The organism is Streptosporangium sp. DT93, from assembly GCF_049844535.1.
Lineage (GTDB): Bacteria > Actinomycetota > Actinomycetes > Streptosporangiales > Streptosporangiaceae > Streptosporangium.
The window spans coordinates 349234-374397 of the sequence record NZ_JBNCLF010000001.1 but is presented as its reverse complement, the minus strand read 5'-3'; the positions used below and the strand labels follow the sequence as shown (position 1 = coordinate 374397).

The window sequence follows — 25164 nt, the reverse complement described above, 5'->3', positions numbered from 1 at the left end:
GTCACGGCCGGAAGACGGCGCAGCGGGGGTCACAGTCCGAAGTCGGCCTTCCTGATCATGCAGTGCACTCCCTTGACCTGGTCGACGACCTGGCTGACCTCGAAGTCGGCCGCCGCGCTGAGGTAGGCCAGGGCCCTCGGCCGCTCCATCCCCTGGGTGCGCTCCAGGAAGCCCACGGCGGCCCGTACGGCGCGGCGCACGGCCTCGTCGAGGTCGGCGTGCAGGCCGAGCGGGAGCCAGTGGGTGGCGGTCTCGGCGAAGGGCTCCTCCAGCGCGCCCAGGAGCGTCCTGGCCTGGGCGGCGGGGATCACCGACAGGCGCAGCGTGGCGCGCAGCGGCGCCTCCAGCGCGGTCAGCGCGACCTCGCCGTCCCCTTGCGCGTAGTGCGGGTCCCCGGCGTAGAAACCGGCGCCGGGGACCTGGACCGGCAGGTACAGGCTCGATCCGACCTGGAGCTCGTTGATGTCGAGGTTGCCGCCGAAGGCGCCGGGCGGCACCGAGTGGACCGGCTCGGAGGTGTCGGAGGCCACCCCCATCAGGCCCAGGAACGGCGCGAGCGGGAAACGCGCCGACCGTCCCCGGCCGAACGGGATGACGCCGTGCAGGCGCCCGGCCTCCTCGACGACCTCGGTGAAGACGCAGACGCTGTTGTACTCGCGGGTCCCGTCCGGGCGCGGGCCGGTGTCGGCCGGGGTCTCGGGGAACTCCCCGGGCAGCGCGCCGTAACCGTGCCGGCTGCTGACGAACCCGTACGGCGCCCGGATCAGCAGGCTCAGCACGTCCACCCGGAGCACGTCGCCGGGTTCGGCGCCGGCGACCGAGATCGGCCCGGTCACCACGTGGGGGCCGTCGTTGTCGTAGTCGTGGGGGATTCCGGAGGCGGCGAGCTCGCGCGCGTCGGCGAGAATCCGGTCCGCGCCGACGCCGAACCCGGCGAGGTAGGCGTCCGGGTCGCGGCCCTGGTCCTCCAGGATGCCCTCGTGACTCAGCGTGTCGATCGTCACGGTCTCGCCGGAGGCGACGCGGAGCACGGGCAGGTGGTCGCGGTTGGGCAGCAGACCCCAGAGGCTAGTGTCTGAGCTGGTGGGGAGGTAGTGCGAACCATCGATGCGGCCGATCTTCGGCTGGAGCATTGTCCCTCCACGGGGGATACGACGCTGTCACCGGCTGAGAGAACCCCACGGGTGTTGCGTCGCCGTTAACGGGGAGTAACCGAACATTTCGGCCTGCCGGCTCGCACTTGACACCGGGAAGGCGCGGTAGCAGCATCACATAGCGAGATGCCATCTCGAATTCTCGTTCAAGATCCGCAGGAAGGCTGGGCGCCGCGATGACGGAGCTGACACAGGGACATCCGATCGCCTCTCTCGTGGAGGAGAACGGGGAGGAGCTCTCGTTCCGGGTGCACCGGTCCGCCTACCGCTCCCCGGAGGTCTTCCAGGCCGAGACGTCCCGCATCTGGGGGCACACCTGGCTCTACCTGGGCCACGAGACGGAGATCCCCAAGCCGGGCGACTTCAGGACCAGGACCCTCGGCGGGCGTCCGCTGATCTTCTGCCGTGACTCCTCCGGCGAGATCCAGGTCTTCCTCAACGCCTGCACCCACCGGGGCACGGTGCTGTGCCGCTTCAGCGAGGGCAACACCAAGTTCTTCCAGTGCTTCTACCACGCCTGGGCGTTCAGCAACTCCGGCGACCTGGCGGCCCTGCCCGGCGACGACGCCTACGCCGACGTGGACGGCTTCCGCGAGCGCATGAGGCTCCGCTCGGTGCCCAGGATCGCGAGCCACGAGGGCTTCGTCTTCATCGCCTTCGACCCCGGCGTGCCCGACCTGCTGACCCACCTCGGCAAGGCCGCCCACTACATGTCGCTGACCGCCAGGATCGGCCCGGCGGGCATGGAGACCGTGCCCGGCGTGCAGCTGTACTCGGTCAAGGGCAACTGGAAGCTCGCCGTCGAGAACGCGATGGACGGCTACCACTTCGCCCCGACCCACAACACCTTCGTGGGCTACCTGCGCGAGACCGGCTTCGCCGTCACCGACGACGACCAGTACGCCTACGACCTGGGCGGCGGCCACGGCCTGCTCATCCTGACCGGCCACAACGGGCGGATCGGGATGGTCTGGGAGCCGAGGTTCGGCGAGACCGAGCGGGAGCGGACGGTCGCCAAGCGCGAGGAGATGGTGGACCGGCTGGGCTCCGAGCTCGCCGCCGAGATCGCCGACGCCAGCCGGATCCTCTTCGTCTTCCCCAACCTGCTGTTGTTCGACCTGGAGGCGCTGACCATCCGCCAGCTCGAACCGGTCGCCCCGGACCGGACCGACGTGCGGGCCTGGCAGTTCGTCGAGGCGGACGAGCCGGCCGAGGTACGGGCGCTGCGGATCAAGACGATGGTCAGCTTCGTCGGTCCCGGCGGACTGGCCACCCCGGACGACATCGAGGCGTACGAGGCGGTGCAGCGCGGGATCGAGGCGACCGCGGACTCGGCCGACCCCCGCTTCGACTGGAGCGACATGTCGCGCGGCATGGCCAACGAGCGCGAGGGCAACCAGGGCCGCTCCATCGACGAGGGCGCGATGCGCAGCTTCTGGCGGCACTGGGCCTCGGTCGCGGGCAGGGACTGAACCGGTGAGCACGGAGCGGACGGAGCGGATGGAACGCTCCGAGGGGCCGGAGCGGACGGGGCAGTCGTCGGAACCGTCGGAATCGAAGGAGAACGTCGTGGGCGGCAGGATCATCACCCGGCCCGAGGTGGAGGACTTCCTCTACCGGGAGGCCCAGCTGCTCGACGAGTGGCGCATGGACGAGTGGTTCACCCTCTTCGAGGAGGGCGGGCGGCTGGAGGTGGCCACCACCGACTGGAAGGGCTGGGACAGCTCCTCGGGCGGCTCCTTCATGTGCGACGACTACGACCTCATCAGGGCCAGGGTCAAGCGCCTCAAGAGCCGCAAGGCGCACGCGGAGAACCCGCACTCCAGGACGCACCGCATGATCTCCAACGTGATCATCCTGGAGCGGGGCGAGAACACGGTCTGGGTGGCGGCGAACTTCATCGTGCACCGCTACCGGGACGGCGGGACGTACACCTACGTGGGCCGCTACGAGCACGTCCTGCTCGTCGAGGAGCAGGGACTGCGCTTCCGGCTCCGCAGGGCGATCCCGGCCATGGAGGCCATGGACGCGGGCGCACGGCTGAGCTTCATCCTCTGATGATCAAACACGTGCTGCTCTTCCGCTTCCGGTCCGACGTGCCCGCCGAGGCGGCCGAGGCCGTCCTGGCGGAGCTGGAGACGTTCCCCGGCAGGTACCCGGCCATGCGCGGCTGGGCCTGCGGCCCCAACATCAGCACCCGCGACACGAGCATGACGCACGGCTTCGTCGTCGAGTTCGACTCCGAGGCCGACCTCCTGGGCTACCTGAACAGCTCCTCGCACGAGGAGTTCGTGCGGCTGCGCTGGCGCCCGGTGATCGAACGGCAGGCCATCGTCAGCTTCCCCTTCTGACCGGGACCGCACGACCCGCACCGAAAAACCCGCACGACCCGCACCGAACGACCCGCACGACCCGAACGACCCGAACCGGACGCGTACGAGAGACACGGAAACGACAAGGAAAAGGAAGAGGTAGCACCATGACAACCGCCACCCGCCGCCGGGCGCCGTTCGGGATGGAGTACGCCCGGATCGCGGTGCCCGACATGGCCGCGACCGTCGAGTTCCTGCAGTACCACGTGGGTCTCCAGCTCGAACAGCACGACGACGAGCACGCCTACCTGCGCGCCGACATCGAGCACCACTGCGTGGAGCTGCTCAGCGAGCCCGGCAGGGAGGTGTCGCAGACGGTCGCGATCGGCTTCAGCGTGGAGTCCGGCGAGGTCCTCGACGACCTGCGGGAACGGGTCACCGCGGCGGGCCTGGAGGTGCTCCCGCTACAGGACCGGATGAAGGCGCTCTGCGAGCGCGGCTTCGGCGTGCGCGACCCGAACGGGCTGATCGTCGAGCTGTTCACCGAGTTCCACGAGTACGCCGAGCCGCCGCTCATCGAGCTGCGCCCACTCGACCTGGTGCACCCCTTCATCGCCACCGACAAGTACGACGAGTGCCTGGCCTTCTACACCGGGGTGCTCGGCTTCCAGTCCTCCGACCATGTCGGGGACGTCACCGTCTTCCTGAGGGCCGAGGACCGCTACCACCACAGCCTCGCCCTCCAGCGCAACGAGGAGTACTACGTCGCGCACCTGTGCTTCATGATGAAGAGCTTCGACCACGTGATGCGCGGCAGGGCGCGTGCCCTGTACAAGAACGTCCCGATCGCCTCGGACATGGTCAACCACTCCGCCTCCACCTCGATCGCGTTCTACCTGTTCGACCCCAAACACGGGCCCAGGTTCGAGCTGTGCGACGGCCACCGTGTCCTCACCCCCGAGGAGCACGAGACGCACCGGCCGCGCAGGATGACCGTGGACCCGCGCAACATCGACGTCTGGCGCGCCGCCTCCGACGACTGGGGCCGCTTCTAGGACCGGCCCCGGGTCACCCCCCTCAGGGACCCCGGGGCCGGTCGAACGTGGGGCCGGACGACGAGCCGGCCGGGAGAGGCGGGCGCACCGGGAAGCGCTCCCGGGGGGAGCGGTATGCCTCCGGCCAGGGCGAGGCCGGCGGACGCCGGCGCATCTCCCTACTCCGGCCGGGATCCGGTGATTCCCGTGGGGTGCAGGCCTCAGCCTTGCGCTCCCCACTTGGAAACCCCTTGTGACTGACTGGCCGGACCGCCGGCGATGAGGTGGACGTCGCCGAACTCGTGCCAGAGGTACCCCTCGGCGAGCGCCGCCGCGTACGACCGTGAGAGCAGGTCGCGGCCGGCGATCGCCGAGAGCATCAGCAGGTGGCTGGAGCGAGGCTCGTGCAGGCCGGTGAGCAGGCCGTCGACCGCCCTTACCCCGGTCTGGGGGGTCACCAGGTGCGAGGTCCGGCCGCTCGACGCCCGGAGGCGGCCGTCCGGCGCCACGGCCGACTCCAGCGCCCTGACCACGGTCGTGCCGACCGCGATCACCCGGCCGCCGGACGCGCGCGTGAGCTCCACCTGGCGGGCGGTGGGGCCGGGCACCTCGAACCACTCGGGGAAGGGCGGCTCGTCGCGCTCGGGGGAGGCCACCCCGGTGTGCAGGGTGATCGGCGCGATCCCGACCCCGCGCGACACCAGCGAGGTCACCAGGGCGGTGGTGAACGGCCGCCCCGCGCTGGGCATCTCCGCGCTGCCGGGCCGTACCCCGAACACGGTCTGGTAGTCGTCCAGGGGCCAGTCCCGGTCCACGTAGGAGTAGCGGATCGGCACGCCGTGACGGCGCAGGTAACCGGTGACCTCCCGGTCCAGGCTCGCCCGCCACAACCGGGGCGTCTCGCGCCCCAGCAGCCGCAGCGTCGCCCCGCCGGGCAGCGGCAGCCACTCCCCGGCCGCCCCGCCCCGGTAGGGCTCACCGGCCCACCCAGGGCCACCGGGGTCACCAAAGCCGCCAGAGCCACCGGGCGTGCTGGACATGTGGGACTTGTTTGACCTATTGGACTTATTGGACGCAGTAGGTGTGCCGGAGGCGCTGAGAAGTCCCCCCGCTCCGGAACCGTCCGGCTCCCGGCGCCGGCGGAGCTCGACCAGCCAGGTCCCGTCCTCGCGTTCGGTGGAGAAGTGCACCGCCAGGCGGTCGAGCCGGACCGCGGCCGGGAGCGTACCGGAGTTGTTGACCACCAGCAGGTCGCCGGGGCCGAGCAGGTCCGGCAGGTCGGTGAACGTGTGGTGGGCGACCCGGCCCGTGTCACGGTCGGAGACCAGCAGGCGCACCCCGTCGCGGGCCAGCCCCCGGGCCTCCGGCGGTTCGTGCGCCTCCAGCTCGGGCGGGAGCGTGAAGCCCGCCGCCATGGCGTCCGTCACGGGCGTGCCCGTCGTCCCGCTCACGCGTGCCTCACCCGCCCGCTCTCCGGGCGCTCGGCGATCAGCCGCAGCAGGGTGGGCACCACGGTCTCGGGGGCGGGCGCCGCCGCGGCCTCGCCGGGACCGACCGCGTCGGCCAGCATGGCCGTGGACATCTCGCCAGGATCGACCCACCAGACCGCGACGCCCGGCTCCTCCACGGCCAGCACGTGCGAGAGCCGCTCCAGGGCGGCCTTGGTCGCGCCGTACCCGCCCCATCCCTCGTACGCCTCCACCGCCGCGTCGGAGGAGACGTTCACGACCGCGCCGCGCCGGTCCCTGAGACCGCGCAGGGTCGCCTGGATCAGCGCCAGCGGGGCCAGCACGTTCACCGCGAACAGGTCGCCGAGCGCGCCGACCGGGTAGGAGGCCAGCGGCGGCAGCGGTACGGGGCCCAGCCCCGAGGCGTTGTTGACCAGCAGGTCCAGCCCGCCGCCCTCCGCCGCGGCCCGTGCCAGCCGGTCCCGGTGGGCGGGGTCGGCGACGTCCCCCGCCAGGACGAGGGCGTCCAGGCCGCCGGTGGCCGAGCGCAGCGCGTCCTCGCCGCGCGCGGTGAGGATGAGCCGCCAGCCGTCGGCGGCCAGGGAACGGGCCAGGGCCAGGCCGAGACCGCGGGAGGCTCCGGTGATGAGTGCCGTCTTCGTCATACCCCGACGCTAGGAGCGGGCCGCCCGCCGCACATCGGCCCTCGGACCCGGTACGGCCCGGGCCGATGGTCGCAGGCGGACCCGTCCACGGCCTGGGTCGATGGTCGCAGGCGGACCCGTCCACGGCCTGGGTCGACGGTCGCAGGCGGACCCGTCCACGGCCTGGGCCGACGGTCGCAGACGGGTCCGGAAGGACCTAGGACCGGCGGCGCACGCGGCGGGCACCCGCCGCGGCCTAGAGTCGTCTCGTGGCTTCCGAAAGTTCCGCGAGTTCTGAGGGCTCCGCGAGCTCCGAAGGCTCCGGGAGCGAGGACCCGGGTGCCGTGCTGGAGGCGGTGAGCTCGGCCGTCCTCGCGGTGACCAGGCACCTGTCGGTCCGGGAGGTGCTCCAGGTCATCGTGCGGTCGGCGCGGCGGCTGCTGGACGCCCGCTACGCCGCGCTCGGCGTGCCCGACGAGGCCGGGGCGTTCGCCGAGTTCGTCGCCGAGGGCATCTCGGACGAGCAGTGGGAGGCCATCGGGCCCATGCCCCGCCAGCACGGCATGCTCGGCGCCATGCTGCGCGAGGGCGTGCCGGTCCGGCTGCCCGACATCCGCAAGGACCCCCGCTTCGAGTACTGGCCGCGTGCCCACCCGGTGCTCAAGGACTTCCTCGGCGTGCCCATCCTGGACGGGGACCAGGTGCTCGGCATCATCTTCCTGTCCGACAAGCGGACCCCGGGCGGCTTCACCGAGGCCGACCAGCGGCTGCTCACCATGTTCGCCGCGCACGCCGCGATCGCCCTCACCAACGCCCGCCTGTACGAGCGGAGCCGGGAGCTCACGCTGGCGGAGGAGCGCACCCGGATGGCCAGGGACCTGCACGACGCGGTGACCCAGAAGCTGTTCTCGCTGCGCCTCACCGCGCAGGCCGCCGCCTCGCTGGTGCCCGGCGACCCGGCGCGGGCGCTGCGGGAGCTCGACCGGGTGGAGCGGCTGGCCGGGGAGGCGCTGGCCGAGCTCCGCGCGGTGATCGTGGAGCTCCGGCCGGCCGAACTCGGCCGGCACGGCCTGGCCGAGACGCTCCGCAAGCACGTCCGGCTGCTCGACCGGCTCCACCCGGCCTCGTTCTCGTTCGAGGAGACGTCCGAGATCGCGGGGGAGCCGGCCGGGGAGAGAACGGCGCGCCCGCTCGGCCCTCTCGGCCCGCTCGGCCCTCTCGGCCCCCTCGGCCCGCTCGGTCCGCTGGATCCCGAGGTCGAGGTGGCCGTCCTGCGGGTGGCCCAGGAGGCGCTGCACAACGCCTCCCGGCACTCGGCGGCCCGGACCGTCACCGTACGGCTGGGGCGTGAGGGCGGGCGGGTGGTGCTGGAGGTCGGCGACGACGGGACGGGGTTCGACGTGGCCGCCGCGGCGGGGCGGGGTCTGGGCGTCGCCTCGATGGCCGACCGCGCCGAGGCGGCCGGCGGGAACGTGCTGGTGAGATCGGAGCCTGGCGCCGGCACGGTCGTCCGGATGGAGGTGCCCGCGTGATGCGTGTCCCGATCGCCGACGGCGATCCGATGGTCCGGGTGACGTGTGTCCCGGTCGCCGACGACCACCCGGTGGTCCCGATGGAGGTGCCCGCGTGATCCGTGTCCTGATCGCCGACGACCACCCGGTGGTCCGCCAGGGGCTCCGTACCTTCCTGGACCTCCAGGACGACCTGGAGGTGGTCGGCGAGGCCGCCGACGGCGCCGAGGCGGTCGCGCTGGTGGAGTCCCTCGCCCCGGACGTGCTGCTGCTGGACCTGAAGATGCCGGTCCTGGACGGGCTCGGCGCGCTGCTCTCGCTGGCGGCGCGAGGGCTCTCGCCCAGGGTGCTGGTGCTGACCTCGGTCGGCGACCCCGGCGGGGTGGCCCCGGCGATCCGGGCGGGCGCGGCGGGCTTCCTCTACAAGGACGTCGAACCGGCCGCGCTGGTACAGGCGATCCGGGCGGTGCACGGCGGCCAGGTGCTGCTCGCGCCCGAGGCCGCGGAGGCGATGCTGTCCGGCGCGGGGCCGCTCCCCGCGCCGGGGGCGGGCAGGACGGGCGAGCGGCGGGACGAGCGGGACGGGCCGGTGGCGCCGCTGACCGACCGGGAGCGCGAGGTGCTCGCGCTGATCGCCTCGGGCCACTCCAACCGGGAGATCGCGAGAAGGCTCACGGTGGCGGAGAAGACGGTGAAGACCCACGTCTCCAACGTGCTGATGAAACTGGGCGTGCAGGACCGGACGCAGGCCGCCCTGTACGCGGTGCGCAACGGCCTCGCCTGACGTCCTCGCCCGGCGGACCCCGGCGGACCCCGGCGGACCCCGGCGGACCCCGGTCGTGCCCGGTGGACCCCGGTGGTCCTCGGTGCTCAGACCAGTTCGGTCATGGCGTGGTGGGCGACCACCCGCGCGCGGCGTACCGCCCGGTCCAGCTCGCGCAGCGCCTGGCCGCGCACGACGATCTGGCCCGAGGTGATCCCCCGGTCGTCGGCGACCCGGAGCACCGCGGCCAGCCGGGCGGCCAGCGCGGCGATCCGGTGGGCGCGGGCGGGGTAGCCGGGGGCCAGGCCCTCGTCCATGACCTCCACCCGCCGCCTGCCCTGGGCCGGGCCCTCGACGCCGATCAGGGCGTCGGTGGCCACCCGCATCGCGCGGGTCAGCTCGTGCTCGGCCTCGGCCAGGGAGGGCAGGTCAGGGGCCGCGGTACGGGCCTGCAGCACGCTCCAGCGAACCCCGGCGTACGATGACCCGCGGCGGTCCTTTACCGGGACCAGGCCGAGGCATCTGTCGGGAAGCACGGCTATCGCCGCCTGCCCGGCCTCGATGGCCGCGGAGTTGAAGGGGGGCGGTCCGGTGAGACCGAGCGGGTCACCCGCGACCGGCAGGGCCAGCCGCAGCGACTTCATGCCCTCGATCCGCAGGTCGGCGAGGAATCCGCGCAGAGGGACGTCGCCGGCGTCGCCGGCGACGAGTTGGGGGCCTGCCTGCCGCTCGACGCGGTCGGCGGCCTCGTCGAGGCCCACCTGTCCGGCGAGCCAGGCGTTGCCCCAGCAGACGAGAGTGGCCGAGATCGGTGAATCAGGGTGCACCGATCCACGATATGCGCTTGTCCTGCAATAGGTTTTGTTCCAGCGATTCACAAGGAGGCTTCAGGGATGGGCGGTCAGGTGCTTCGGCTACAGGACGTCACCGTCCGCAGAGACGGGGCTGCCCTGCTGCGGGAGATCGACTGGACCGTTCACGAGGACGAGCGGTGGGTCGTCATCGGTCCCAACGGCGCGGGCAAGACGACGTTGCTGCAGGTGGTCGGGGCTCTGCTCTTCCCCACCGAGGGCATCGTGGAGATCCTGGGCGAGCGGCTCGGCCAGAGTGACGTCTTCGAACTGCGGCCCCGCATCGGGCTGGCGAGCGCCGCGCTGGCGGAGAAGGTCCCGCCGGACGAGAAGGTCATCGACCTCGTGCTCACGGCCTCGTACGCCATTCTCGGCCGCTGGACGGAGGAGTACGACTCCAACGACGTCACGCGGGCCGTCGAGCTGATCGACCAGCTCGGTTGCGCCCACCTGATCCGGCGCCGCTTCAACACGCTGTCGGAGGGGGAGCGCAAGCGGGTCCAGATCGCCCGCGCGCTCATGCCGGACCCGGAGCTGCTGCTGCTGGACGAGCCCGCCGCCGGCCTGGACCTGGGCGGGCGCGAGGACCTGGTCCACCGCCTGTCCACGTTCGCGCACGACCCCAAGGCGCCGACCATGGTGCTGGTCACCCACCACGTCGAGGAGATCCCCGGAGGGTTCACCCACGCGCTGCTGCTGCGGCACGGCTCGGTGGTGGCCCAGGGGCCGATCGAGCAGGTGATGACCGCGGAGAACCTCTCGCGCACCTTCAGCGTCCCGCTCACCCTGGACCGGGGACGCGACGGCCGCTGGTACGCGCGGGCGCACCAGCTCTGAGACCGTTCTCGGCCGTTCAAAGGCCGGTGAACGGAAAAGCAAATATCCTGCGGTCAGGGGTCCACGTGAACCGACCGCCGGGGATTGCTCATGGAGTCGCTCGTCGTCACGCTCGCCGTCGTCGCCGTGGCGGCGTTCGCCGTGTACCGGACGGTCCATGTGGTGCCGCAGGCCACCGCGGGGGTCGTGGAGCGGTTCGGGCGCTACCACCGCACCCTCGGCCCGGGGCCGAACCTGGTGGTGCCGTTCATCGACCGGGTCAGGGACGTCGTCGACCTGCGCGAGCGGGCCGTGTCCTTCCCGCCGCGGCCGGTCGTCACCCGCGACCACCTGGTGGTCTCGGTCGACGTGGCCGTGTGGTTCCGCGTGGTCGACGCCCGCGCGGCCACCTACGAGATCGCCAACTTCCTGCTCGCCGTCGAGCAGCTCACCGTCACCGCGCTGCGCGACGCGATCGGCGCCAGGGACCTGGAGGACGCGCTGGCCTCGTACGGGGAGATCGGCGCCGAACTGTGCGACGCGCTCGGGCCGGCCGCCGGGGCGTGGGGCGTGCGGATCGGCCGGGCCGAGCTCAAGGCGATCGACCCGCCGGCCTCCGTCCAGGAGTCGATCGAGCGGCACGCGTGCGCCGAGCGGGACGGGCGGGTGGCGGTCCTGGCCGCCCAGGGGCACCGCGAGGCCGCCGTCCTGGCCGCCGAGGGGGTACGGGAGGCGGCCGTGCTCAGGGCGCGGGGCGAGGCCGAGGCGGCGGTGCTCGCGGCACGGGCCGAGGCCGACGCCAGGAGGGAGCGGGCGGTGGGGGAGGCGGAGGCGGCCGAGATGCTCCTGAAGGCCGTCCGCGAGGGCGGGCCCGGCCCCGAGGTCCTCACCTACGCGTACCTGCGGGCGCTCCTGGAGATCTCCGAGGGAGACCCCGGGCTCGGGACGGGAGCCCTGCCGGCCCGCGCACCCGTCGCGGGACCCGGGGCGGAACCCCGGCGGTCCCCGCCCACCGGCTGACGGTTCCCGGCCTCCTGCCCGCCGATCGGCGGTCCCCGCACACCCCCTGACAAGGGCCCCGGCCTTAAGAGGTTGTCGATCTCCTCCTAGCATCCCTGGAGGGCCGCGCACCCGTGACGGGCGCGAGCCGTACACGTGAGGGAGAGCGCATGACACCGTGGGAGGCGGTCGCGATCTTCGTGGCCGGCATCGGGGCCGGGGGCATCAACGCGGTCGTCGGCTCCGGATCGCTGATCACGTTTCCGACGATGGTCGCGCTGGGGATGCCGCCGATCGTCGCCAACGTCTGCAACAGCATCGGCCTGGTCCCCGGGTCGCTGACCGGCGCGCTCGGCTACCGGGCGGAGCTGAAGGGGCAGCGCCGGCGGCTGATCCGGCTGGGCCTGCCCACGATCGTCAGCGCGGTGATCGGCGGGGTACTCCTGCTCTACCTGCCCGCCGAGACGTTCGACATCGTCGTCCCGGTGCTGATCGGCCTGGCGTGCGTGCTGGTGGTCGTCCAGCCCCGCCTGAACAGGTGGCTGAGCGCCCGCCGCGAGCACGCCCGCCCGCACGGCGGCCCCTGGCTGTGGGCGGGCGTCTTCGCGTCCGGCATCTACGGCGGATACTTCGGCGCCGCCCAGGGCGTGCTCCTCATCGGCCTGCTGGGCAGCTTCCTCGACGACGACCTGCAGCGGATCAACGGGGCCAAGAACGTGCTCTCGCTGCTGATCAACACGGCCGCCGCGACGCTGTTCATCCTGATCGCGGAGATCGACTGGACGGCGGTGCTGATGGTGGCGCTGGGCGCGGCCATCGGGGGCTTCCTGGGAGCGAAGATCGGCAGGAGGCTGCCCGCGCCGGTGCTGCGCTGGTTCGTCGTCTGCGTCGGCGTGATCGCGATAATCAAACTGGTGTACGGGTGAACCTGCCCGGCATTGGGTACTTATCAGGTATGAAAGGTGACAAGGTCGAGGTTGTCATCGACGCAGGAGACAGTTCACGAACCTACGAGGTCAGCGCCACCAGAGCCGGACGCCGTGTGGAGGTCGCCAACGCGCGCGGCGGCGTGGTGGAGGTGAGCGAGGTCACCCGGAGCGGTACGGCCGTGCGCACCGCCCGTTTCATGTCCAGCCGTATCCTCGCTCTGGTCGAACACCCCGCCGACGGCAAGCCCGCCTAGGCTCCGCGTCACCCCGCCCCGGACCGGGCGGGGTGACGCACCTGCCGGTCCAGGGCGGATCACACCTGGGCCGGGCGGACCTGGAGCACGCCGTCGCGGCGGACGCGGGTCTCGAAGGCCGGTTGCGGCGCGGTGGCCGGGCCGTGCACGACGGCCCCGTCGGAGAGCCGGAAGGTGCTCCCGTGCCACGGGCAGACCACGCAGGCCGTCCCCTCCTCCGAGACCAGGCGCCCCTGGTGGAGCGGGCCGGCCAGGTGGGCGCAGTGGTCGGCGAGCACGGTGACGCCGCCGCCGACGCGGAGCACGAACAGGTCGATGTAGCCGAGCCGCCGGGTGACCGGGCGCCCGTCCGGCAGGTCGGCGATCTCGCACAGGTCGTGCCAGCCCAGCGGGACCAGGTGGGCGACCGACTCGGCGTGGTTGGCCCCGGCCGCCTGCCGGTAGGCCAGGTGGCCGCCGAGGTAGCCGCCCGCGCTCGCGGCGCCCAGGCCGGCGAACGAGAGCATCCGCCCGGTCCGGTCCCGGCCGGTCAGCCTGAAGGCCAGGGATCCGGTGTAGAGCCCCAGGGCGGTCAGGTTGGCGATCGCGTGCACGAAGCCCACCCGTTGCTGCTCGCGGTGCAGCGCGGACCAGTCGGTCACGCCCGCCGCCATCGCCGGTATCGCGGCGGCGAGCCCTCCGGCGACCAGTACGCGCGACGCGCGCGGGTCGGAACGGGTCACGTCCAGCACCGCCGCGGCGGACCAGAGCCCCAGGACGAGGTTCGCCACCGGCGGATGGAGCGGTTTGCCGGTCGGAACCCCGTGCAGCAGGTCCCGGAGCGGCCCCGGGCCTATCCTCCGGCGTACGGCCTTGGCGAGCACGCGGATCGGCCTGTCGGCTCTGGGCGACCGCTCGATCCGGTCGGTGAGCTCTACCCCGGGCACCAGACGCTTGAAGGTTCTGCGTCCTGTTTTGACGGTTTCCTTCACCATCGCCCCTTTCTTAGCCCTTAGGGACCTACCCGGGAAAGGCGTTATGCACGCGCCAAATGCCCCCGGCTGACGGAGAGGGCGATGATCTCGGTGGCGTAGGCGCCCAGTGTCGGCGACCCCTCCTCGATGATCCTCACCTTCTCCAGCACCTGCTCGGCCGTCACCTTGTACAGCGACCAGGTGCCGCCCTCGTTGTGGTGGTTGGCCATGATCGGCGCGATGCGGTCCAGGGCCTTGGCGAACCGGGCCTCGGGCGTCGCGCGCTCCTCGAACTCGTCCCAGAGCGCGCGCAGCCGGCACGCCTGGTCGTCGGGGAGGAGCCCGAAGATCCGGTCGGCGGCCTTGCGTTCGATGCCGAGCTGGGCCTCGACCGCCTGGCTGTCGTAGATGAAGGTGTCTCCGGCGTCGATCTCGACGATGTCGTGGACGAGCAGCATCGCGACGACCCTGTCGAGATCGGTGCCCGGTGGTGCGTGCTCGGCCAGGACCATCGCCAGCATGCCCACGTACCACGAATGCTCGGCGTCGTTCTCCCGCCGCGACCCGTCCATGAGGGTGTTGCGGCGGACGATGCGCCTGAGCTTGTCGATCTCCATGGCGAAGCTGAGCTGAGCGTGCAGGCGGTCCTGTGCTGGAGGGGTGGTCACGCGCGCAAGCCTAATGCGCGCCGATCCCCCTTTTCCGAGCGATCATGGGATCACACACGACCGAGCGTGACCGGAACCCCGTTGAACACGGCGTTTCCCGAGGGAACGTCCACGACGGAATCGTCGGTGAGCGTGTTGGCGTTCACCCCGGCGTGCTCGGCGGCGATCGGCTGCGAGCTGCCGGCGTGCCCCCACCCGTGCGGCAGGCTCACCACTCCCGGCATGATCGTGTCGGTCGGCTCCAGCGGTACGACCAGCTCGCCGGCGGCCGACCGGACCACGGCCCGCCCGTCCAGCCCGAGCCTGCTCACGTCGTCGGGGTTGATCTGCAGGGTGCACCGGTTGGTCCCGCCGACCAGCGGGCCCACGTTGTGCAGCCAGCTGTTGTTGGACCGCAGGTGGCGCCGTCCGATCAGCACCATCTCCGCGGGCGGCACGGCCAGCCGGTCGCGCAGTCGCGCGACGTCCTCGACGATCTGAGGCGGGGCCAGCTCCACCCGCCCGGAGGCGGTGCGCAGGATCTCCTTCAGCCGCGGTTCCAGCGCGCCCAGGTCGATGCCGTGCGGGTTGTCCAGGAGCGTGGCGAGCGAGAGCCCGTACGGGCCGAGCCTGAGCATGGCGTCCAGCCGCCTCTCCGGGCCGCTGCCGCCGTCCAGCGAGGCGCGCAGCTCGGCCACGTCCCGGCCCTCCATCGGCGAGCCGGGCGTCCGGGCGGCCCTGTCGAGGATCCGGTCGAGGATCAGCTCGTCCAGCGCGGCCGGGTCCGCGTCCGCGCCCTGTCCCGAGGCGATCATGGTCAGCCGCGCCATGATCTCGGCCTCCGACGGCCGTCCCGGCTCCAGCGGCAGGACCGGCGGGGAGAACCGCGCGTAGTTGCGGACCGCGAAGGACAGCAGCGACAGGTCGTAGTGGGGTGACTGCGTGATCCGCGGCGGCGGCAGGATGACGTTCGCGTGCCGGGTGGTCTCGTTCAGGTAGGGGTCGACGCAGACCATGAACTCCAGGTCGCGGAAGGCGCGGTCCAGCCGGGGGCCGCCGGGCGCCGACAGCACCGGGTTGCCGGCCACCATCACCACCCCCCTGACCTGCCCCTCGCCGGGGGTCTCGATCTCGTCGGCGAGGGTGGCCACCGGCAGCTCGCCGTTCGCCTCCGGCAGGTTCCGGACGCGGCTGTGCCAGCGGCCCGTGGTGTACGGCTTGGTGCGGCGGCCGCTCTCCACGGCGGCCTTGGCGAACATGACCCCGCCGGGACGGTCGAAGTTGCCGGTCAGGACGTTGACGACGTCGACCAGCCACTGCGCGAGCGTGCCGAACTCGGCGGTGCAGGTGCCGATGCGCGCGTAGACGGCGGACGTCGGGGCCGCGGCCAGCTCGCGCGCCAGCCCCGCGATCCGGCCGGTGGGCACGCCGCAGATCGGGGCCACCGCCTCGGGGGCGAAGTCCCGCGCCAGCCGCCGGACCTCCTCCAGCCCCTCGACCTCGACGTCGATCGCGGTGAGATCCTCGGCCAGCAGCGTGTGCACGATGCCGAACAGCAGGTAGGCGTCGGTGCCCGGCCGGATGAACAGGTGCTCGTCGCCGAGGGCGGCGGTGCGGGTACGGCGCGGGTCGACGACCACGAGCCTGCCGCCCCGCGCGCGCAGCGCCTTGAGACGGCCGGGGAAGTCGGGGGCGGTGCAGAGCGAGCCGTTGGACTCCAGCGGGTTGGCGCCGAGCATCAGCAGGTAGTCGGTGCGGTCCAGGTCGGGCACGGGGATGGCCATCGGGTCGCCGAGCATCAGGCCGCAGGAGACGTGCTTGGGCATCTGGTCGGCGCTGCTCGCGGAGAAGACGTTGCGGGTGCCCAGGGCCCGGATCAGCGATCCGCCGTACAGGGCGCCGGCCATGGAGTGGGCGTTCGGGTTGCCGACGTAGACGGCCAGCGCGGAGCGGCCGTGGGCGTCGATCACCGAGGTCAGGCCCTCCTCGACCGCGCGGAACGCCTCCTGCCAGGAGACCTCGCGCCACTCGTCGCCCGTCCGGATCATCGGGACGCGCAACCGGTCGGGGTCCTCGTCCAGGCGGCCCAGGCTGGCGCCCTTGGGGCAGATGAACCCCTTGGAGAACGGGTCGTCCGGGTCGCCCTTGACCGAGGTGATGTGCCCGGCGTCGTCGAGGGTGAGCCGGAGGCCGCAGACGGCCTCGCAGAGGGGGCAGGTCCGGTGCGCTGTTCTCATCGGCACTCCTGAGTTCGACGAATGAACTCATCATGGCCGCCGGGTGCGGCGAGGGGAAGCCCCGGACCCCGGCGTGCGCTTCGGAGCCCGGGGCCTTTCCCGGGCGTGCGCCTCGAAGTCCGGGGTTCTTCCCGGACCCCGGCGTGCGCTTCGGGGTCCGGGACTTTCCCGGACCCGGACACCTATGCCGGCGTCCGGGGCTTTCCTGGATCCGGGCACGTGCGCCGGAGTTCGAAGTTCTTCTCGGACCCGGACGTGGTCACCGCCTCCGGGCGGAGGCGCGGTCACCACCCCGGGGCACGGGGCGGGGCCGTCAGGCGGTGGCGACGTCGCCGCCCGCGACCTTGTCCGGGACGGGGGAGAGGGCCAGGGCGGGGGCGGAGATCCGCTCGGCCCGGAGCAGGTCGAAGCGGGGCTCGCGGTAGTGCCTGGCCCCGAACCCCGTCCTGGTCACGGTCCATCCGAGGCGGTGGGCCCACTCGTCCTGGTCCATGCAGAGCTCTCGGTCGCTCACGTAGATCAGGTCGAGGGCGAAGGTCTTGATTCCACGGAATCTGTTGGTACGGTGAAAGGACAAAGGAGACTCCCTTCGTGGCTTTGACGCGGAGTTCTCGTACCAACCGGGTCGGTGGCCGCCGGCCCGGTTTTTTCGCGCCCGGCAGGGCGCCTTCTTGTGACGCGTGCGACTCTGGGCCGTCGCCGGCCGTCCCCTCGGGTTTCCCGCTGGCCTCCCGTGTCCCCTCCGTCGTGACGGAGCGGCGCCGTCGCCGATCGGCCGCGCGCTCGCGACGCCCCGCGCGCACGGCTCTCGAAGGCCCCCCGGACGCGCCACCGGATGATCGTCGGCGGCCCCCCAGGCCTTCCGGGAACCTTTCTGTTCTGATAGTCGCTCAGCGGAGATTTACCTGCAAGGCTTGCCGTAAGGAAAAAAGCAACGAACTTTCGCGTATGCACTGCAATAATCCCTGTAATTTGCACTAGCATTCGTGAGGTTCCTGTCGAGGCCATGACATCCGTCCGCCCGTCATGGTGAGGAGGTCGTGATGCCGGAACGTGGCAGTCCAGCGCTCCGTCGGCGACGGCTGGGTGTGGAGCTGCGACGCCTCCGCGAGCACCTCCACATGACGGGCGACGAGGCGTCCGAACGCCTCGGATGGTCGACCGCCAAGATCAGTCGTATCGAGAACGCCAAGACGCTGGCCTCACAGGCCGACGTCGAGGCGCTCGCGTCGCTCTACCGGGCCGAGGAGACCCTCCTGCGGCACCTGGTGGGGCTGCGGCACGACGCCGCCCGGAAGGGGTGGTGGGAGAGATACCGAAGTTCCGTCCCCGATGACTACATCGCGCTCATCGGGATGGAGGCGGAGGCCACCGTGATACGAAACTGGGAACCCCAGGTCGTTCCCGGTCTTCTCCAGACAGAGGAATACGTCCGGTCCGTGGCGTGGGCGAACCAGCATGCCAGCCAGGTTCCGCCCAGCTGGCTCCAGGACCGGGTCGAGATACGGATGGCGCGGCAGCGCACCCTGCTGCTCGCGTCCGACCCGCTGACCCATGTGAGCGTGCTGCACGAATCCGTGCTGAGGAATCAGTACGGTGACGCCTCTGTCATGAGGGAACAGCTCGCGTACCTGATCGAGGTCTCGCGACTGGAGCACGTGGAGATGAGAATCCTTCCCCAGCGCGTTCCGCCGCCGGTGTCGACCGGCGCGTTTCTGCACCTGGCCTTTCCCGACTTCCAGGACGTCGTCTACGTGGAGACCCTCCTCGGCGGACAGTTCGTCGAGGACCCGGAAAAGGCCTACGTGTACGAACGTGCCTTCGGCTACCTGGTGGAACGGGCACTCGACGAGACGGCGTCACAGGAGCTGATCGAAAAAACAATCGACTACTGGAGCGAGTAGAGGTGGATTCCACCGTCACTCGCCCATCGTTTCCGGAAAGAATGATGAACGCGAACAATCACAATGATGTGATCTGGAAGAAGAGCGTGCGCAGCGGCACCAACGGCAACTGTGTCGAGGTCGCGGCACTGAACGGCGGGCACGTGGGGGTCCGCGACAGCAAGGACAGGTCGGGCCCCGTTCTCACCTTCACTCCCGGTGAGTGGAGCGCATTCGTCGCGGGTGTCCGCGACGGGGAGTTCGACCTGTAGCCGGAACCGTGAGAGAAGCGGCCCCGGCACTCACCGAAGAGCGCAGGAGCCGCCCCACCGGGATCGCGCGAATCCCTGTTTCCTCGCCCGCCGGATGGATTGCGGCCGGTCGGCGGGCCCGAGGAATCATCGCACGACGTGCCCGTTCGGCGGACACCGTCCCCGCTGTCCTGGTCACTCTTTAATGCCTTGTCAGTTGCTCTTTACGCGTTCATCCTTAAAGTGCCTTGCGTGGCCTCGTAGGCGAAAGGTGACGCTATGACTGATATATGGCCGTCTACGATGACATGGCATAAGAGCCGATGCAGCGCCGCGAGCGGGAACTGCGTCGAGGTGGCCCGTCTCCCCGGGCGGGGGGTCGCGGTCAGGGACAGCAAGGACAGGAACGGGGCGTCGCTGGTCTTCGACGCCCGCGGGTGGGCCGCGTTCGTCGCCGAGGTGAAGGTCGGGCGCTTCGACCGGTGAGATGCCCGATCACCGTCGGCCCGTCCGAGGTGTCGGCGGCCCGTCCGAGGTGTCGGCGGCCCGTCCGAGGTGTCGGCGGCCCGTCCGAGGCGCTCGACGCGACCGGGCCTACCTCGACGATCCCGCCACCCGGTGTCGTCCCGCGGCGGTACGCGCTCCGGGTCCGGGGAATCGGATCCGCTAGGGCGAGTTGTGTCGCTCGGCAGGGGTGAGATGGCATCCTCGGATACCGATGGACACGTACACAGCACGCCGCCGCGCCCTGATCGCCGCGATCACCGTCTCGGCCGCGCTTCTCGCGGCCTGCTCCGCGGCCGAGTCGGCCGCCCCCGCGGCGTCCGACGTCGTGGAGAAGCCCACCGGGCAGGCCGAGCCCGACCCCACCCCCACGCCGGAGCGCAGACCGTTCACCATCTCCTTCGGTGGCGACGTGCACTTCGAGGGCGTGCTGCGGAACCGGCTGAACGCCGACCCCAGGACCGCGCTCGGTCCCATCGCCAAGGTGCTCAGGCGCTCGGACCTGGCGATGGTGAACCTGGAGACCGCGATCACCACCGCCGGTACCCCGGCTCCCGGCAAGCAGTTCACCTTCCGTGCCCCCGCCACCGCGCTGACCGCGCTGAAGGCCGCCGGGGTGGACGTCGCGTCCCTGGCCAACAACCACGGCATGGACTACATGCAGTCCGGCCTGACCGACTCCCTCGCCGCCATCAAGCGCTCCAGATTCCCCGTCGTGGGCGTGGGCAGGAACGAGAACGAGGCGTACAAGCCCTGGCGGACGACGGTGAACGGCAACCGCGTCGCCATCATCGGCGCCACCCAGGTGCTGGACGCGGAGTTCGTCCAGGCCTGGACGGCGACCGACGACCAGGGCGGTCTGGCCTCGGCCAAGAACGAGGCGCGGCTGATCCAGGAGGTGCGCAGGGCCCGCAGGAACTCCGACACCGTCATCGTCCACCTGCACTGGGGCACCGAGCTGCAGAAGTGCCCGAACGAGGCGCAGCGCGGCCTGGCCCCCCGGCTGGTCGCGGCCGGTGCCGACGTCGTGGTGGGCGGCCACGCGCACATCCTGCTGGGCGGCGGCTACCTGAAGAACAGCTACGTCAACTACGGGCTGGGCAACTTCGTCTTCTACAACTGGGGCCCGGACACCGGCAGGACCGGCGTGCTCACCCTGACGATCAACGGTCGCAAGGTGCTCAAGGACCAGTGGACCCCGGCCGGGATCCAGGGCGGGGTGCCGATCCCGATCACCGGGCTCGGGCGGCAGCAGGCCGTCGCGGGCTGGAAGGCGCTGCGCGCCTGCACGGGCCTGGCCGCCAGGCCCGCGGGATCCGGCTGACGCGCCCGGCCGCAGCGCCGCGATCCCTCGAGTGCCCGGCCTCGGCACGTCTGGCGTGGGCGTCGGCCGGGAGGGAGCGATGCGGGACCGCCAACGGGGTATGGGGTGGCAGAAGCAGATTCTGTTCCATTACTGTATTGGACAGTCCGTCCAACAGGAGGCCGTGATGCGGTGGGTCGAGTCCGATGACGTACGGCTGGCACTGTTCGAGCAGGGCGACCCCGCCGCGCCCACCGTCCTGCTGATACACGGCTACCCCGACACCCACCGGGTCTGGGACGAGGTGGCCGGGCTGCTGGAGGACCGTTTCCACGTGGTCCGCTACGACGTGCGCGGCGCCGGGCTGTCCGGCGCCCCGGCCGAGACCGCCGGCTACGACTACGACCACCTGGCGGCCGACCTGACCGCGGTCCTGGACGCGGTGGGCAAGCCGGGCGTGCATCTCGTCGGGCACGACTGGGGGTCCATCCAGGGCTGGCGGCTGATCGGCAGGCCGGGCATCGAGGAGCGGATCCTCTCGTTCACCTCCCTGGGCGGCCCGCACCCGGGCCAGGCGGCCCACTTCCTGCGGAACGGCAGGAGGAGCAAGGTCGCAGGCCAGCTCATGCGTTCCTGGTACATCGGCGCCTTCCAGATCCCGGCACTCCCCGAGACCGTCCTGCGCGCGACGCTGCCGCGCCTGGCGAGGCGGTTCGGCGCTCCCGCACGCCCGGGACACCCCGCGGACACGCTCGTCAAGGACGGCGTGAACGGCCTCGGCCTCTACCGCGCCAACCTGTCGCCCTCCACCGGGGCGAGCGACGGCTCGTCCGAGGTCGCGCCCGGCGGCTCGTCCGGTGACGGTCCCGTGTCGCGGATTCCCGTCCAGCTCGTCGAGAGCACGAAGGACCCGTTCGTCTCCCCGGCGCTGTTCGACTCCACGGACCTGTGGGCGTCCCGGCTCTGGCACCGCCGCGTCCACGCGGGCCACTGGCCGCAGCGCAGCCATCCCCGCGTGCTCGCCCGCATGATCGCCGAGTTCGCCGAGCACGTGGAGGGGGCGGAGCCGTCCAGGGAGCTGCGCAGGGACGGACCCGGCGAGCGCGGCCCCTTCGACGACCGGCTGGTGGTGGTCACGGGCGCGGGCAGCGGGATCGGACGGGCCACCGCCCGCGCCTTCGCCGCGCACGGCGCCGAGGTGATCTGCTCGGACATCGACCTCGACGCGGCCCGGCGCACCGCCGAGGGCATCGCCGAGCGCGGGGGAACGGCGCACGCCCTCCGGGTGGACGTCGGGGACACCACCGCCATGGAGGAGTTCGCCCGTCTGGTGAAGGAGCGTCACGGCGTCCCCGACATCGTGGTCAACAACGCGGGCGTCGTGGTCGCCGGCGCCTTTCTGGACCACTCGGTCGAGGACTGGCGGCACACCCTGGACGTCAACCTGTGGGGCGTCATCCACGGCTGCCGCCTGTTCGCCGCGCAGATGGTCGAACGCGGCGAGGGCGGGCACATCGTGAACATCGCCTCGGTCGCCTCCTTCCTGCCCACCCGGCTGCTGCCCGCGTACTCCGTCTCCAAGTCGGCGGTGAAGTCGCTCAGCGACTGCCTGCGCGCCGAGCTCGCCGGGCGGGGGATCGGGGTCACCGCGATCTGCCCGGGGTTCGTCTCCACCCCGATCGCGCGCAACACCGTCTACGTCGGCGAGCTCGCCAAGGAGACCGAGGAACCGGCCGGCAAGGCGCTGGCAGCGCGCGGGTACCCGCCCGAGCGGGTGGCTGCGCACATCCTGCGGGCCGTCCACCGCAACCTCCCGGTCGTCCCCGTGAACGCCGAGGGCAAGCTCGGTTACGCGCTCTCGCGGATCTCCCCGGCGGCCGTCCGGGGCATGGCACGGCTCACCGGGGCCGGAGAAATCTCGCGATTGACGAATAAGCACTGACCCGGCGGTGTCAGAAGGGCAAGATGGTGGGGTGTCCATCGTGCCCGCCGAGGAGTCATGTCAGGCGCCCCTGCGGCGCCGCCCCACCCAGCGCCGGAGCGCGCGACGCGTCGAGCGGATGCTCGACGCGTGTGCCGACCTGCTCGACGAGATCGGCTACGACGCGCTCTCCACCACCCGGATCGCCGAGCGCGCCGGAGTCGCGATCGGCTCGGTCTACCAGTTCTTCCCCGACAAACGGGCCATCGCCCAGGCGGTGACCCGGCGCCACGTCGAGAGCTTCGTCTCCCGGGTCGGCAACCGCTTCCTGTCGGAGGACTACGCGGGCTGGTGGGACGCGATCGACGCGATCATCGACGAGTACGTGGAGATGCACAGGACCGTGCCCGGCTTCCGGTCCCTGCACTTCGGCGACGTGGTCGACCTGAACCTGCTCGATCCCGAGTCCGACAACAACACGGTGATCGCCGGACGGCTCCGGGGTCTCCTGCTGCAGGAGTACGGGCTGGCCGACAGCGAGGAGTTCGACCTGGCCATCCTGGTCGCGGTCGAGGCCGGGGACGCGGTGCTCAAGCTGGCGTTCAGGCGTGACCCGAACGGCGCCCCGGAGCTCGTGACCGAGGCCAAACGCCTGATCCGCGGCTATCTGAGCCGTCAGTTCGGGCGCTATTCGGACTGAGGGACGTCCGGGGGAAGCCTTTTCGTAAGGGGTTCTCCACCCTGTCCCGGCAGGCTCTCGTCATCGGTCACCACCGGTGGCGGTGCGAGGGATCCCGGGTGCCGCCACATCCGGTGACGGGTTTCCCCGTCGTCCTCCCGACCGATCCTCCCGTCGTCCTTCCAGCCGGTCCTCCTGTCTTCCTCCCACCCGATTCTCCCGCTGTCCTCTCGTCGGCTCTTCTCGTCGTCCCCGTCGTCCCCGTCGTCCCCGTCGTCCCCGTCGTCCCCGTCGTCATCCCGGCCGGTCTCCAGGCTGGTTTCCCGGCTGGGGGAACGGCCGGTCTCCCAGTCGCCGATGAGCTTCTCCTCCTGCCTGCCAACCCTGCCCCGGCGTTCGAGTCGCGCCTCGTGCGGATCCCGCACGGTGGCCTCATCACCCATCCCGGTGATCCCGCCGGTCCCGTACGTCCCGCCGGGTCGCCCGGGTCCGGCCGCTCCGGCCGCGTCCGTCACGCCAAGCGCCGGACGAGGTCGCGCCGCCAGGTCGTACTCCTGAAGATCGCGGGCCTGCCATCGGGTCCACCGGTCCTCGGCCTGTCGCCGCTGCTCGTCCAGCCGGCGCGCTTCCTGCCACCGGCTGTGGAACCACCGCCGACGGATCCAGCCGTCGTGCGGCCGGTTCGCGCCCGGTCCCGCCCGCGCGGGCAGGACCGAAGGGGGCGAAGGCGGCCGGTGCCCGGCCGTCCCGGTCCCGTCCCGCCGGTCTCCGGAGCCGCGGGCGGACGTGCAGGGCTCGCGATCGGCCGAGGCGACCTGCTGCGATCGCCGCTGCCGCTGGATCCGTTCCACCCTCTTGATGCGCGCCGCGAGCCGTTCCCGATGAATCCGGTTCTCCAGGCTGAGCAGATCCCGATGAGCCTTCCCGATGGCCTCCATCTTGACCGACAGGTAGCCCGCGGACCCCGGAACGATCACCGAGAAGGCCAGGAGGAGCATCAGAACGAAGGCCGTCTGCCTGGACACGCCCATCACGGCTCCTCCCCGGGAGGCCCTCCCCCAGCAGGAGTCGCCGCTCATATGCCCGTCATGCTGGGAGGACACGCTTACCGTGACAGTTCGTTTACCCAAGGTCACATGGACAATACCTGCCGTTGGGCGTACGCGATCGAGCGTCGCTCGGTACTCTCGCGATGTGGCGCATGTGACACGTGAGCAGCTTGATCGACTGCTTGAACAGGCACTTCTGGCCGACGATCACGAAGACCTGGCCCGGCGGCTCGAAACCCTGGTCGAGACGTACGCGTCCGGTGACATATCACGGGCGGCGATCCTCGTGCTCGCCGCCGAGGAGTGGCGGCAGGCCGGACAGCCCGCCCGGGCTCTCGACTGCTTCCAGCGAGCGGTGGACGACGGCGGTGAGGTGAGCGTCGATCCCCGAGCCGGGATCGCCGACACCCTCTTCGAGCTCGAACAGCCCGGTGAGGCGAGGGAGGTGATCGAGGTGATCCGCGCCGCCGGTGACGTCACCGCGGCCACCGCTCTCACGATCGCCGAGACCCTCGTCGCCTACGGCGACCTCGAAGGGGCCCACCGGTGGGCCACCGAGGGGGCACATCGAGCAGTGGAGGGCAGTGGTGAGCACATCGCCCTGTTGCGGACCCGCTACCGGATTCGGGTCGACCTCGGTCTCCCCGAGGACGAGCTCGACGCCCTCCTGGACGTCTCGCACTGACCATTTTCGGGCCGGTCCGGCATCCGACCGGCCCGCCGTCATCCTCGCGGTCCTGATGCGCGATGCCGACGCGCGGTCCCGGTGCGCGTTCCCGCCCTCCCGGGCGACGCTCGTGAGCGGTCGTCCGGGAGGGCGTTCGCTCACGGGACGACGGCCCGCGGAACGACGGCTCAAAGGACGACGGCTCAAAGGACGACGGCCTACGGGGCGACGGTTTACAGAATGACGGTGCCCATAACGGCGGGGAGGGGCGCGGCCCCACGCGGGGCCCCCCCCCCCCGGGTTGCTGTCACCCGCCCTGCCCACGGGCCGCGGTGCTGGCGCCTGGCCTCCCCCG

Annotated in this window: 26 protein-coding genes; 17 read left to right on the top strand and 9 right to left on the bottom strand. The window is 71.6% G+C overall.

Annotated features, from left to right (window positions below):
• Positions 1-29: 29 nt before the first annotated feature.
• Positions 30-1133 (bottom strand): acetamidase/formamidase family protein, encoded by a 1104-nt coding sequence (locus ACLQ2R_RS01810; protein ID WP_425957488.1) that lies wholly within the window; start codon positions 1131-1133, stop codon positions 30-32.
• A 197-nt stretch (positions 1134-1330) separates the two neighbouring features.
• On the opposite strand from ACLQ2R_RS01810, the gene ACLQ2R_RS01805 reads away from it, so the two are divergent.
• The 4 genes from ACLQ2R_RS01805 (at position 1331) to ACLQ2R_RS01790 (ending at position 4521) form a co-directional block, all read left to right on the top strand.
• Entirely contained in the window at positions 1331-2626 is a 1296-nt protein-coding gene (locus tag ACLQ2R_RS01805) for an aromatic ring-hydroxylating oxygenase subunit alpha (RefSeq protein ID WP_425957487.1), read from the top strand.
• Positions 2627-2630: 4 nt separating this feature from the next.
• Positions 2631-3212, top strand: coding sequence for an aromatic-ring-hydroxylating dioxygenase subunit beta (locus ACLQ2R_RS01800; RefSeq protein WP_425957486.1), 582 nt, complete (start codon positions 2631-2633; stop codon positions 3210-3212).
• Positions 3212-3505: a Dabb family protein gene (locus ACLQ2R_RS01795; protein WP_425957485.1), complete on the top strand. Its 294-nt coding sequence runs from the start codon at positions 3212-3214 to the stop codon at positions 3503-3505. The genes ACLQ2R_RS01800 and ACLQ2R_RS01795 overlap by 1 nt, the downstream gene beginning before the upstream one ends.
• Positions 3506-3633: 128 nt before the next feature.
• Complete coding sequence (locus ACLQ2R_RS01790; protein WP_425957484.1) at positions 3634-4521, top strand: VOC family protein; 888 nt, start codon at positions 3634-3636, stop codon at positions 4519-4521.
• A 200-nt stretch (positions 4522-4721) separates the two neighbouring features.
• Here ACLQ2R_RS01790 and ACLQ2R_RS01785 read toward each other — a convergent pair whose 3' ends face one another.
• Positions 4722-5915, bottom strand: a complete 1194-nt coding sequence (locus tag ACLQ2R_RS01785) for an S-adenosylmethionine:tRNA ribosyltransferase-isomerase (RefSeq protein ID WP_425958149.1) — start codon at positions 5913-5915, stop codon at positions 4722-4724.
• Between the two features lie 32 nt (positions 5916-5947).
• A complete protein-coding gene (locus ACLQ2R_RS01780) occupies positions 5948-6613 on the bottom strand; it encodes an SDR family NAD(P)-dependent oxidoreductase (RefSeq protein ID WP_425957483.1) in 666 nt (221 codons plus the stop codon).
• A 248-nt stretch (positions 6614-6861) separates the two neighbouring features.
• Here ACLQ2R_RS01780 and ACLQ2R_RS01775 point away from each other — a divergent pair, with 248 nt between their 5' ends.
• Together ACLQ2R_RS01775 and ACLQ2R_RS01770 are read left to right on the top strand one after the other, a co-directional pair.
• Positions 6862-8124: a GAF domain-containing sensor histidine kinase gene (locus ACLQ2R_RS01775; RefSeq protein ID WP_425957482.1), complete on the top strand. Its 1263-nt coding sequence runs from the start codon at positions 6862-6864 to the stop codon at positions 8122-8124.
• Between the two features lie 94 nt (positions 8125-8218).
• Positions 8219-8887, top strand: coding sequence for a response regulator (locus ACLQ2R_RS01770; RefSeq protein ID WP_425957481.1), 669 nt, complete (start codon positions 8219-8221; stop codon positions 8885-8887).
• An 86-nt stretch (positions 8888-8973) separates the two neighbouring features.
• On the opposite strand, the gene ACLQ2R_RS01765 is transcribed toward ACLQ2R_RS01770, so the two are convergent.
• Positions 8974-9693: a hypothetical protein gene (locus tag ACLQ2R_RS01765; protein ID WP_425957480.1), complete on the bottom strand. Its 720-nt coding sequence runs from the start codon at positions 9691-9693 to the stop codon at positions 8974-8976.
• Positions 9694-9759: 66 nt separating this feature from the next.
• Here ACLQ2R_RS01765 and ACLQ2R_RS01760 point away from each other — a divergent pair, with 66 nt between their 5' ends.
• The 4 genes from ACLQ2R_RS01760 (at position 9760) to ACLQ2R_RS01745 (ending at position 12715) form a co-directional block, all read left to right on the top strand.
• Positions 9760-10554 (top strand): ABC transporter ATP-binding protein, encoded by a 795-nt coding sequence (locus ACLQ2R_RS01760; protein WP_425957479.1) that lies wholly within the window; start codon positions 9760-9762, stop codon positions 10552-10554.
• 90 nt (positions 10555-10644) lie between these two features.
• On the top strand, positions 10645-11553 hold the full coding sequence (locus ACLQ2R_RS01755) for an SPFH domain-containing protein (protein WP_425957478.1): 909 nt from the start codon (positions 10645-10647) through the stop codon (positions 11551-11553).
• A gap of 149 nt (positions 11554-11702) precedes the next feature.
• Positions 11703-12458: a sulfite exporter TauE/SafE family protein gene (locus tag ACLQ2R_RS01750; RefSeq protein ID WP_425957477.1), complete on the top strand. Its 756-nt coding sequence runs from the start codon at positions 11703-11705 to the stop codon at positions 12456-12458.
• A gap of 29 nt (positions 12459-12487) precedes the next feature.
• Positions 12488-12715, top strand: a complete 228-nt coding sequence (locus ACLQ2R_RS01745; protein WP_329088968.1) for a hypothetical protein — start codon at positions 12488-12490, stop codon at positions 12713-12715.
• A 59-nt stretch (positions 12716-12774) separates the two neighbouring features.
• Here ACLQ2R_RS01745 and ACLQ2R_RS01740 read toward each other — a convergent pair whose 3' ends face one another.
• The 4 genes from ACLQ2R_RS01740 to ACLQ2R_RS01725 form a co-directional block, all read right to left on the bottom strand.
• A complete protein-coding gene (locus ACLQ2R_RS01740; protein WP_425957476.1) occupies positions 12775-13689 on the bottom strand; it encodes a Rieske 2Fe-2S domain-containing protein in 915 nt (304 codons plus the stop codon).
• A 41-nt stretch (positions 13690-13730) separates the two neighbouring features.
• A complete protein-coding gene (locus ACLQ2R_RS01735; RefSeq protein WP_386240179.1) occupies positions 13731-14285 on the bottom strand; it encodes an HD domain-containing protein in 555 nt (184 codons plus the stop codon).
• A gap of 101 nt (positions 14286-14386) precedes the next feature.
• Positions 14387-16552 carry a molybdopterin-dependent oxidoreductase gene (locus tag ACLQ2R_RS01730; RefSeq protein WP_425957475.1) on the bottom strand — a complete coding sequence of 722 codons (2166 nt, stop codon included), beginning with the start codon at positions 16550-16552 and terminating at the stop codon, positions 14387-14389.
• Between the two features lie 313 nt (positions 16553-16865).
• Positions 16866-17129, bottom strand: coding sequence for a hypothetical protein (locus ACLQ2R_RS01725; RefSeq protein ID WP_425957474.1), 264 nt, complete (start codon positions 17127-17129; stop codon positions 16866-16868).
• 466 nt (positions 17130-17595) lie between these two features.
• On the opposite strand from ACLQ2R_RS01725, the gene ACLQ2R_RS01720 reads away from it, so the two are divergent.
• The 6 genes from ACLQ2R_RS01720 (at position 17596) to ACLQ2R_RS01695 (ending at position 23114) form a co-directional block, all read left to right on the top strand.
• Positions 17596-18456 (top strand): helix-turn-helix domain-containing protein, encoded by an 861-nt coding sequence (locus ACLQ2R_RS01720; protein WP_425957473.1) that lies wholly within the window; start codon positions 17596-17598, stop codon positions 18454-18456.
• Positions 18457-18524: 68 nt separating this feature from the next.
• Positions 18525-18707, top strand: coding sequence for a DUF397 domain-containing protein (locus ACLQ2R_RS01715; RefSeq protein ID WP_386239932.1), 183 nt, complete (start codon positions 18525-18527; stop codon positions 18705-18707).
• Between the two features lie 282 nt (positions 18708-18989).
• The gene (locus ACLQ2R_RS01710) at positions 18990-19172 is read left to right on the top strand and encodes a DUF397 domain-containing protein (protein WP_425957472.1); all 183 of its coding nucleotides are present in this window, start codon (positions 18990-18992) and stop codon (positions 19170-19172) included.
• A gap of 232 nt (positions 19173-19404) precedes the next feature.
• Positions 19405-20514, top strand: a complete 1110-nt coding sequence (locus tag ACLQ2R_RS01705) for a CapA family protein (protein WP_425957471.1) — start codon at positions 19405-19407, stop codon at positions 20512-20514.
• A gap of 166 nt (positions 20515-20680) precedes the next feature.
• The gene (locus ACLQ2R_RS01700; protein ID WP_425957470.1) at positions 20681-22435 is read left to right on the top strand and encodes an SDR family oxidoreductase; all 1755 of its coding nucleotides are present in this window, start codon (positions 20681-20683) and stop codon (positions 22433-22435) included.
• Between the two features lie 31 nt (positions 22436-22466).
• Positions 22467-23114, top strand: coding sequence for a TetR/AcrR family transcriptional regulator (locus ACLQ2R_RS01695; RefSeq protein WP_425957469.1), 648 nt, complete (start codon positions 22467-22469; stop codon positions 23112-23114).
• On the opposite strand, the gene ACLQ2R_RS01690 is transcribed toward ACLQ2R_RS01695, so the two are convergent.
• Positions 23102-23536, bottom strand: a complete 435-nt coding sequence (locus tag ACLQ2R_RS01690; RefSeq protein ID WP_425957468.1) for a hypothetical protein — start codon at positions 23534-23536, stop codon at positions 23102-23104. The genes ACLQ2R_RS01695 and ACLQ2R_RS01690 overlap by 13 nt on opposite strands.
• Positions 23537-24287: 751 nt before the next feature.
• On the opposite strand from ACLQ2R_RS01690, the gene ACLQ2R_RS01685 reads away from it, so the two are divergent.
• Positions 24288-24827 carry a tetratricopeptide repeat protein gene (locus ACLQ2R_RS01685; RefSeq protein ID WP_425957467.1) on the top strand — a complete coding sequence of 180 codons (540 nt, stop codon included), beginning with the start codon at positions 24288-24290 and terminating at the stop codon, positions 24825-24827.
• Positions 24828-25164: the final 337 nt, after the last annotated feature.